The following is an 8514-nucleotide window of genomic DNA, read 5'->3' as shown; positions in this document are numbered from 1 at the left end:
TCTCCCGTCTCAGCTCCTACTTCACCGCCGTCACCGGCGCATTCAGCCTGACGACGATCGGCGCCCGCGCATTCACGCACCTTCGTAGTTCGCCGTGGCCGCCGCCGCTGCGCCGCCAGCTGCAGCGCCCGCAGCCGCACCAATGATGGTCCCCTTCGACTTCTTGCCAAGGATCTGGCCGATGACCGCGCCATGCCACGGCGCCGCCGAGCACCTTCTTGGCGTCGTTCCCCGTGCTGCTGTTGCGCACGCGGCTGATCTCGGCCGTCTGCACGTCGGCATCGAGCGCATACGTGTGCCCGTCAAACGCGATATTGATCACGCGGAAGCCCATCTGGATCTGGTCGTTCGCGTTCTCGCTGCGCTTGAGATGCGTGAGCTCGATGGTGACGGCGGCTCCGGAGGGGATCACGGCGCCATCGGAGCCGGTGACCGACTCGCTGAGCGTGGCGACGAATCGATCGCCGATCTTGTTCGTGTTGGTGCAGACCTTGTCCGATGCGCCGAGCCGCATGGTGGCGCCCGCGGCAACCGTTCCCATCTTCGGCGCCGTCCCGGGTCCCTTCTCCACCGTGTTGCCGGTTGGCGTCACGTTCTCGTTGACCGGCGCCGGGGTCGGCGCGGGGGTCTTCTTGGCCGGCGCGGGCGTCGGCGCCTTCGGGCGCGGCCTCGGCGTCGAGACTGCTGGCGGAGGTGTCACCACCGGTTCGGGCATCGGCGCCTCGACCGGAATGTCCTGCAGCTGTGGAACCACAGCGGTGTCTCCGCCAACGCGTGCGAGGTCGCGGGCGAGCGCACTATCCTGGGCCAACGCCGACGCGTCGCCCTGCTTCTCGCCGGAACAGGCAGCGGCGGCGAACACGAGCGTGAGCACGGCGGGCCGGGCGGCGCGCCGAATATATTGGAACATCACGGATTTCCTCCAGTGTGAGCGGTCTGGCTGACAATCATACAGCCTGATACGGCAAAGGTGCCGTAACCTCCCTCACCGCCGCAATCCCGCCCTGCCCCCGTTTGCGCGCGCTGCGACGACTCATCCCGTACTTGCGTCCCTATCGTCGCCTGCTGGCGGGCGGGCTCGCGTGCGTGGTGATCTCGGGGGCGCTTGGGAGCATCAATCCGATGCTCCTGCGCCGCGGCATCGACAGCATGCAGCCCGGCGGGTCGGTGTCCACGGCATGGCGCGTGGCGGCGATGATGCTCGGCGTCTCCCTCGCCGGGGGCGTCTTCAGGTTCGGGATGCGTCAGCTGCTCAACGCGCTGTCGCGACGGGTCGAGTATGACCTGCGCAACGATCTCCTGCAGCACCTGCTGACGCTCGACGCCGCCTACTTCGGCCGGACGCGCACTGGCGAACTCATGGCGCGGCTGACCAACGACCTGAGCGCGGTTCGCATGGCCGCCGGACCGGCCATCATGTACCTGGTCAACACGACCGTGGGCGGGCTGTTCGCGCTCGGCTTCCTGCTGGCCATCGAGCCGCGTCTCACGGCGCTGGCGCGGCTCCCGATGCTCCCGCTCCCGTGGGTGATGATCCGGCTGGGGCGGCAGATTCATGAGCGCTTCGAGGAGGTGCAGGAGCACTTTGGTGCGATGACGACGCGGGTGCAGGAGAACCTGGCCGGGACGCGCATCGTGCGAGCCTATCGGCAGGAGGCGGCGGAGGAGCGTCGTTGGAGGGCGCTGAGCGAGGACTACCTGGAGCGAAACCTGCGACTGGCCAGGCTGCAGGCGCTGATGAACCCGACGTTTGCCCTGCTTGGTGGCGCCGGCACGGTGATCGTGCTGGGCGCGGGCGGGGCATTGGTGATGCGCGGGACCATCACGGTGGGTGATTTCGTCGCCTTCGGGATGTACCTGACGATGCTCGTCTGGCCGCTCATCGCGCTGGGCTGGGTGACGAATCTCTTCCAGCGGGCGGGTGCGTCGATGGCGCGACTGGAGCAGGTGCTCGACTCCATGCCACAGGTGACATCGCCACCGGAGCCACGCGCCCTGCCTCCGACGACTGGCGGGCGGACGTTGGAGTTTCGCGACGTCGGTTTCGCGTATCCTATCCCCGCCGCCGCTGGTGCCGACGACGAGCGAGACGATCTCCGCGACAATGGCCGCCGACCGAGCCCGTCCCGCGCCCCCCTCGAAGACGATCGCCAGCGCCGCGACGCTGGACCGCGCTGGGTCTTTCGGCACGTCTCGTTCACCGTGCCCGCCGGGGCGACGTTGGGGATCGTCGGTGCGACGGGGGCGGGAGATCGGCGCTCATCGACCTCGTCACGCGCGTGGGACCCGACCGAGGGCGAGATCCTGCTGGACGGCGTCCCGATCAACGCTGTCGCTCGACACGCTGCGACGCGAGCTGGGGGTGGTGCCGCAGGAGTCGGTGCTGTTCAGCGATACCATCCGGTCGAACCTCACGTATGGCACGAGCGACGATGCCGCGGTGGACTGGGCCGCCGACGTCGCGCAGCTCACGTCGACGATTCGCGACTTTCCCGGCGGCTTCGACACGGTCCTCGGTGAGCGCGGGATCAACCTGTCCGGGGGGCAGAAGCAGCGCGCCGCGCTCGCGCGGGCGCTCGCCCGCCGCCCGTCGATCGTGATCCTCGACGATGCGCTCTCGGCTGTCGACACGCACACCGAAGCGGCGATCCTGCACGGGCTGCGCGACGCATTGAGCGGGCGCACGGCGATCATCGCCTCACATCGCGCGAGTGCGATCCGCGATGCGGATCACATCATCGTGCTGGACGGCGGACGCGTGGTGGAGGAAGGGGTGCACGACACGCTCATCGCGGCGCGCGGACGGTACTGGGAGTTGCTGGCGCGGCAGCAGATCGAGGAGTCGGTCGAGGCGGCGGACTAGCGCGGTTTCTTCGGGTTCGGCGCAACGATCAAGAGCGGGACACGGAGGTTCACGGGGGGTTCACGGGGGGCACGGGGGAAAACATGGGCAGGCGGGATTCCTCTGTGCGCTCCGTACCCTCTGTACCCGTACCCGCCGTACCCGCCGTACCCGCCGTTCCCGCCGTGAACCTCCGTGATGCCTCCGTGAACCCCCGTGTCATGCTTTTGGGGAGACGGGGGGAGGCTCGCTTGGTGAGGGTGGGCGCGAGGGGTGGGACAAATGGGCCCCAGCTCTCGTTGGGACGAGGCGGGGTGTCCCCGCCCGCCCTCGCCTACAGCCGCTCGAGGATGAAGTCCGGCGTGAACTGCTGCAGCCACGACGCGAGGATCGTGAACTGATTCGTGAGCATGAGGATCCCGACGATGACCATCAGCACCCCCGCGCCACGCTGCATCCAGAGCATCTGCTTCTTGAACTTCTGGAAGAAGGACATGAAGCGGTCGACGGCGAGCGCCGAGAGGATGAACGGGATCGCCAGCCCTAACGAGTAGGCGCTGAGGAGCATGAGCCCCTTGGGGAGGTCGGCTTCGCTCGAGGCGTAGATGAGGATGGAGCCGAGGATGGGGCCGATGCAGGGGGTCCAGCCGGCGCCGAAGGCGATGCCGACCAGGACGGTCCCCAGGTAGCCCACGGGCTTGTCCGCCAGGTGCATGCGGCGCTCCTGGGCGAAGAAGGCGATGTTGAGCACCCCCGCCAGGTACAAACCGAAGATGATGATGATCACCCCGCCCACCTTGGTGATCATGTCGCGCTGCGAGAACATCACCCGGCCGAGCACGGTCGCGGTGGCGCCGAGCGCGAGGAAGATCAGCGAGAAGCCGAGGACGAAGAGCAGCCCGTGCACCAGCGCCGTGCGCTTGCGCGACGTCACGTCATCGAAGCTCAGCCCCGTGATGAAGGTGATGTAGCTCGGGATGAGCGGGAGGACGCACGGCGAAAGGAACGACAGCAGCCCCGCGCCGAAGGCGACGAAGAGGCCGATTGAGGGAGGGGTCATGTCGCAGGATAACGGAGAGAGCGGTAGACGAGACCGGTCGTGACGAGCGCGTGCGTGACAGAAGGACGAGGTCCACTCGACGCAAACCAGTTCCTCACCGGCCGTCGTCCCCGTCTCGGCGTCTCGCGCATCAACCTAGCGCTCGCGGCCGGTGGGGGTGAGCGGGGGGAGCCGCTGGCCGCCACGCTGACAGTCGTCGCAGACGCCGTAGATCACCAACCGGTGGCGCTGGCGGGCGTAGCCGTTGGCCTCGGCGACGAGGGTGGTCATGCGCTCGAGGCGCTCGTCGCGAAATTCGCGCACCTTGCCGCAGACGGTACAGAGCAGGTGCTCGTGATGCGGGACGTCGCGGGCGGGCTCGTAGCGACGAAAGCCCTCGCCGAAGTCGCGTTCGACGAGGAGGCCGCTCTTGGTCAGCAGGTCGATGGTGCGATAGACGGTCGCAAGGCCGATCCCGCTTTCGCGGGTGGCCAGTTCGAGCGCCACGTCGTCGGCCGACAGGTGGCGCTCGGAGCGGAGCATGATGTCGGCGATGGCCACGCGCTGCGCGGTCACGGGGAGACCGTGCTCGCGCAGGTAGGCGCTGAACGCCTCGACTACGGCGTCGTGGCCCACACGGGGGCCGCGAGCGCCGCCTGCAGCGACTCGGCGGAGAAGTGCTCGGGGTCCGATTCTTCGCCGGCGCGCTTGGCGACGCCGCGCGCGACGCGCTCGACCGTGTCGAGTGGGGCGTCGGCCTCGTGCGTGATCTCGACGTCCCACTTGCCGCGGTCGGGGCCCTTGATGGTCAGGCGATAGCGCGCGGTGAGGATGGCGTAGCGGCGCAGGCGCGGCGCGACCTCCGTGACGTCGGCCACGGCGGGATCGGCTCCCCCCTCGGACGGCTCCCCCTCGCCACCGGGCGACGGGAGGGCGAGGATGTCGCCCAGGGCGATGGACTCCTCGTCGTTAGGCGAGGTGACGTCGGCCGGTTCGGCGATGACTTCGATCCCCCCGACGGGCGAGGCCAGGCGTGCACGGGCATCGCCGATGGCCTCGCCTAACGCGTCGCGCGCCTCGGGGGCATCGGCCAGGATGGGACGCGCCTCGGTGCCGCCGGGAGCGGGGGCATCGGCGTAGGGCGACTCCTCGTCGGCCACCTCGGGCTCGACGTGCAGCGTCACTTCCGCGGTGCGCTCCTCGGCGGTATCCGCGGCGACCACGAGGGCATCAGCCTCGTCATCGGCATACGCCTCGGCGGCCACCACGTCGCGCTCGACGTTGAGGACGATGGTGTGCACTTCATCGTCGAGGGCGTCGGCGGTCTCGGATTCGTCGGCGGCGTCGGCCATCGGGACGAACGAGGCGTGGGCGGCGACGTCGTCGCCCGACTGCCCTTCCTCGTCCTCGACCGCCACGTCGGTGTCGATGAGGTCGGTCACCGCCTCGGCGAAGTGCTGGTCGTCGACGAGCGCCGGCGCATCCAGGGCGACGGTGTCGACGGTGGCGACGCCACTGTCGCCGGCGGCGGTGGCGTCACCGGTCACACCGTCAGGCGCAACCTCGGCACCCTCGACCACTTCCACCACCGGCTCGGGGGGCTCGACCGCGACGACCGCAACACCGCTCTCGATTCCGCCCTGCCGAATGGCGGGGAAGAGCCGGAGTTCGACGATGCGCCCGCCGTTGGGGACGCGATCGACGATCGCCGTGAGGAAGCGACGCGTGGTGTCGTTCATCGGGCGCCCCCCGCGGCCAAGGTGGTGGCGGCCAACGGGACGCGCGCGTCGGGAGCCGTGTGCAGCGCGAGGGGGGCGAGGCGGGTCTGGAGGAGAATCGTCACGGGGGAAAGATCACGGGAGGCGGGGGGGCGAACAACCTCTGCCCTTTTCCTGATCTCGCGTATAGAGCGGGAATTTCCGCCGGAAGGGCGTGCGGGGCCCCAGACGGGCGCTCCCGCATCCCCGAACGCCCGCGCCGACGCCCCATCGCCGTCCGATGGCGGGCCGAACCGGGATCTGGCGCGGCGGCGGTCGCCGCGCGCGCGGCCGGACGGTCCGGAGTAGGTCGGGCCGGGCCGGAGCGGGCGAACCGCTACAGCAGGCTCACCGGGTCGCGGTCGACCACCAGGCGCATCCCGTCGCGGTTGGGGACCTCGAAGCGCTCGGCGAAGTAGCGCAGGGCGCGGGTGAGTGCGGCGCTACGCGGGGCCTTGATGAGGGTGTGCCAGCGCCAGCGTTGCTTGATGCGGTCGACGGCGCAGGGGGCGGGGCCGATGATGGTCAGCTGCAATTCGGGGCGCGCGGCGACGAGGCGGCGGAGCCAGTCGGTCCCCTGCTGCGCGAGCGTCGCCGTCGCGTCCTCGGCGGTGGCGCTGAAGATCACGTTGGCCAGGCGGATGGTCGGCGGATACGGCGGCGAGACGCGGCCCGGGAGTTCCTCGGCGACGAAACCATGGTAGTCGTGCGTGATGGCGCAGCGCAGGGCATGGTGCTCACCCATGCGGCTCTGGATGATCACGCGCCCTACCTTGGTGCTGCGCCCGGCGCGCCCCGCGACCTGCGCCAGCAGCTGAAAGGTGCGCTCGGCGGCGCGGAAGTCGGGGAGGTTGATGCCGACGTCGGCGTCGATGACCCCCACCAGCGTCACGTTGGGGAAGTCGAGCCCCTTGGCGATCATCTGGGTGCCCAGCAGGATGTCGACCTCACCGGCGCCCACACGATCGAGGATCTCGGCGTGCGCCCACTTGCCGCTGGTGGTGTCGACGTCCATGCGGGCGATGCGCGCGTCGGGGAAGCGCTCGACGAGGAGGCGTTCGACCTGCTGGGTGCCGAGCCCGCGCTGGCGCATGGTGGCGGCGCCGCAGCGCGCACAGGTGGCGCGGATCTCCTCGGCGTGCCCGCAGTAGTGACAGACCAGTCGCTCGGGGGTGCGGTGGTAGGTGAGCGAGATGGAACAGTTGGGGCAGGCGGTGACGTCGCCGCAGGTGGTGCACTGCACAAACGATGAATAGCCGCGCCGGTTGAGCAGGAGGATGGACTGCTCGCGAGCGTCGAGCGTGGTGCGGATGGCGCGCTCGAGCTGTTCGGAGACGACGCGCCGGAAGGGATCGCGCGACGCGGGGGAGACGATGTGGCGCGCAGGGGCCGGGACGCGCTCGGGGAGCGGGGCGTCGGGGACGACGTCGCGCGGGGGGGCGGCGATGCGCGCGGGGCGCTCGGGGGGGGCCCCCCGCGTCGGCACCTCCGCCCCCTCCGCTCCGACCACCCCCGCCTCCGCCACCCGCCGCGCCGCCACCGCCGCCACCCGCTCCGACGCCAGCGCGCTCTCCGTCCCCGGCGTCCACTCCGACCCCTTCCCCTCCCCTCGGCGCACCCCGCCCAGATCCACGATCTCGATCTCCGGGAGCACCCCACCCCCCACACGATCAGGAAGCGAGATCAGGTGATACGCCCCCTCCTGCGCCAACACCCAGCTCTCCAGGCTCGGCGTCGCGCTCCCCAGCACCGTCACCGCCCCGGCGTGCTTCGCGCGCACGATGGCCACGTCGCGCGCGTGGTAGCGCGGCGTCTCGTTCTGCTTGTAGCTGCTCTCGTGCTCCTCGTCGACGATGATCGCCCCCACGTCGTCGAGCGGCGCGAAGATCGCCGAGCGCGCCCCGACCGCGATGCGCTTCTCCCCGCGGCGCAGCGCGCGCCAGGCATCGAGACGCTCGCCATCGCTCAGCGCCGAGTGCAGCACCGCCACGCGATCGCCAAAGACGCCGCGAAAGCGATCGACCGTCTGCGGCGTGAGGGCGATCTCGGGGACGAGGACGATCGCCGAGCGCCCCCCTTGGTCGACGACGCGGCGCAGGACCTCGAGGTAGACCAGCGTCTTCCCGCTCCCGGTCACGCCATGGAGGAGGAAGACGTCGCCGGCATTTCCACCCGCGATGCGCTCGATGGCCCCCTGCTGCGCCGGCGTCGGGGCGTGCGCGGGGGGAGGAGAGCCGGGGCGCAGGGCGAAGGGATCGCGATCGACCGCCTCGCGCATGATGGTCGCCAGCCCGCGCTTCACCAGCCCATCGATGACGCTCTCCGAGACGCCGAGCCGCTCGATGACATGCTCGACGCTGGCGCGCCCGCCGGCGGTCTCGAGGAACTCGTACAGCTCGCGCTGCCGGCGCGTGCGCTTGAAGAGCACGTCGCGCTCCATCAGCGAATCGACGGCGGCGCCCAGCACGACGGTGCGACGCGTCTTGCCCGGGGGCGATGGCACCTCGACGCCGGTGAGCGCCGCGGGGAGGGCACTGCGCAGCGCGATGCCTAACGGGGCGACGTAGTGGTCGGCGAGCCACTGGCAGGTGGCCAGGAGCGACGGCGAGACGGCGGGCTCGGGGTCGGGGACGGCGGTCACCGCCTTGTACTTGACCCCTTCGACCGCAGCGACGTCCGTGGCCACGACGATCCCCACGTCGGCCCGATTGCGCCACGGCACCACGACGCGACTCCCGACCACGAGCGGGTTGGGAAAGTCCCGGTCGACCGCATACGAGAAGGTGCGGAAGAGCGGGACGGGGAGCGCGACGTCGACGAGGCGCGTGGGGGCGTGGGGAGGCATGCCCCGCAAAGGTATCCCCCAACGGGCGGCG

The 8514-nt window shown here is 70.4% G+C and carries 7 protein-coding genes; 2 read left to right on the top strand and 5 right to left on the bottom strand.

The window, feature by feature from the left end; translation table 11 throughout:
- Nucleotides 1–16: 16 nt before the first annotated feature.
- A complete protein-coding gene (locus IPN47_06740) occupies nt 17–910 on the bottom strand; it encodes a hypothetical protein (protein MBK9407739.1) in 894 nt (297 codons plus the stop codon).
- Nucleotides 911–1044: 134 nt separating this feature from the next.
- Here IPN47_06740 and IPN47_06735 point away from each other — a divergent pair, with 134 nt between their 5' ends.
- Both IPN47_06735 and IPN47_06730 read left to right on the top strand, forming a co-directional pair.
- Nucleotides 1045–2520, top strand: coding sequence for a hypothetical protein (locus IPN47_06735; GenBank protein ID MBK9407738.1), 1476 nt, complete (start codon nt 1045–1047; stop codon nt 2518–2520).
- On the top strand, nt 2441–2863 hold the full coding sequence (locus tag IPN47_06730) for an ATP-binding cassette domain-containing protein (GenBank protein ID MBK9407737.1): 423 nt from the start codon (nt 2441–2443) through the stop codon (nt 2861–2863). The genes IPN47_06735 and IPN47_06730 overlap by 80 nt, the downstream gene beginning before the upstream one ends.
- Before the next feature lie 313 nt (nt 2864–3176).
- On the opposite strand, the gene IPN47_06725 is transcribed toward IPN47_06730, so the two are convergent.
- From IPN47_06725 to priA, 4 genes are all read right to left on the bottom strand, one after another.
- Nucleotides 3177–3902: a cytochrome c biogenesis protein CcdA gene (locus IPN47_06725; GenBank protein ID MBK9407736.1), complete on the bottom strand. Its 726-nt coding sequence runs from the start codon at nt 3900–3902 to the stop codon at nt 3177–3179.
- A 135-nt stretch (nt 3903–4037) separates the two neighbouring features.
- Nucleotides 4038–4517 carry a transcriptional repressor gene (locus tag IPN47_06720; protein ID MBK9407735.1) on the bottom strand — a complete coding sequence of 160 codons (480 nt, stop codon included), beginning with the start codon at nt 4515–4517 and terminating at the stop codon, nt 4038–4040.
- Complete coding sequence (locus tag IPN47_06715; GenBank protein ID MBK9407734.1) at nt 4499–5620, bottom strand: hypothetical protein; 1122 nt, start codon at nt 5618–5620, stop codon at nt 4499–4501. Before IPN47_06715 ends, IPN47_06720 begins: the two co-directional genes overlap by 19 nt.
- Nucleotides 5621–5975: 355 nt before the next feature.
- Nucleotides 5976–8483, bottom strand: a complete 2508-nt coding sequence (gene priA / locus IPN47_06710) for a primosomal protein N' (GenBank protein ID MBK9407733.1) — start codon at nt 8481–8483, stop codon at nt 5976–5978.
- Nucleotides 8484–8514 lie beyond the last annotated feature (31 nt).

This window comes from Gemmatimonadota bacterium, assembly GCA_016719105.1.
Lineage (GTDB): Bacteria > Gemmatimonadota > Gemmatimonadetes > Gemmatimonadales > Gemmatimonadaceae > SCN-70-22.
This window is presented reverse-complemented; position numbering and strand designations above follow the sequence as displayed.

Coding starts and splice junctions, on each gene's coding strand:
- IPN47_06725 (MBK9407736.1), bottom strand. CDS start 3,902: ATGACCCCTCCCTCAATCGGCCTCTTCGTCGCCTTCGGCGCGGGGCTG.
- IPN47_06715 (MBK9407734.1), bottom strand. CDS start 5,620: ATGAACGACACCACGCGTCGCTTCCTCACGGCGATCGTCGATCGCGTC.
- IPN47_06740 (MBK9407739.1), bottom strand. CDS start 910: ATGTTCCAATATATTCGGCGCGCCGCCCGGCCCGCCGTGCTCACGCTC.
- priA (MBK9407733.1), bottom strand. CDS start 8,483: ATGCCTCCCCACGCCCCCACGCGCCTCGTCGACGTCGCGCTCCCCGTC.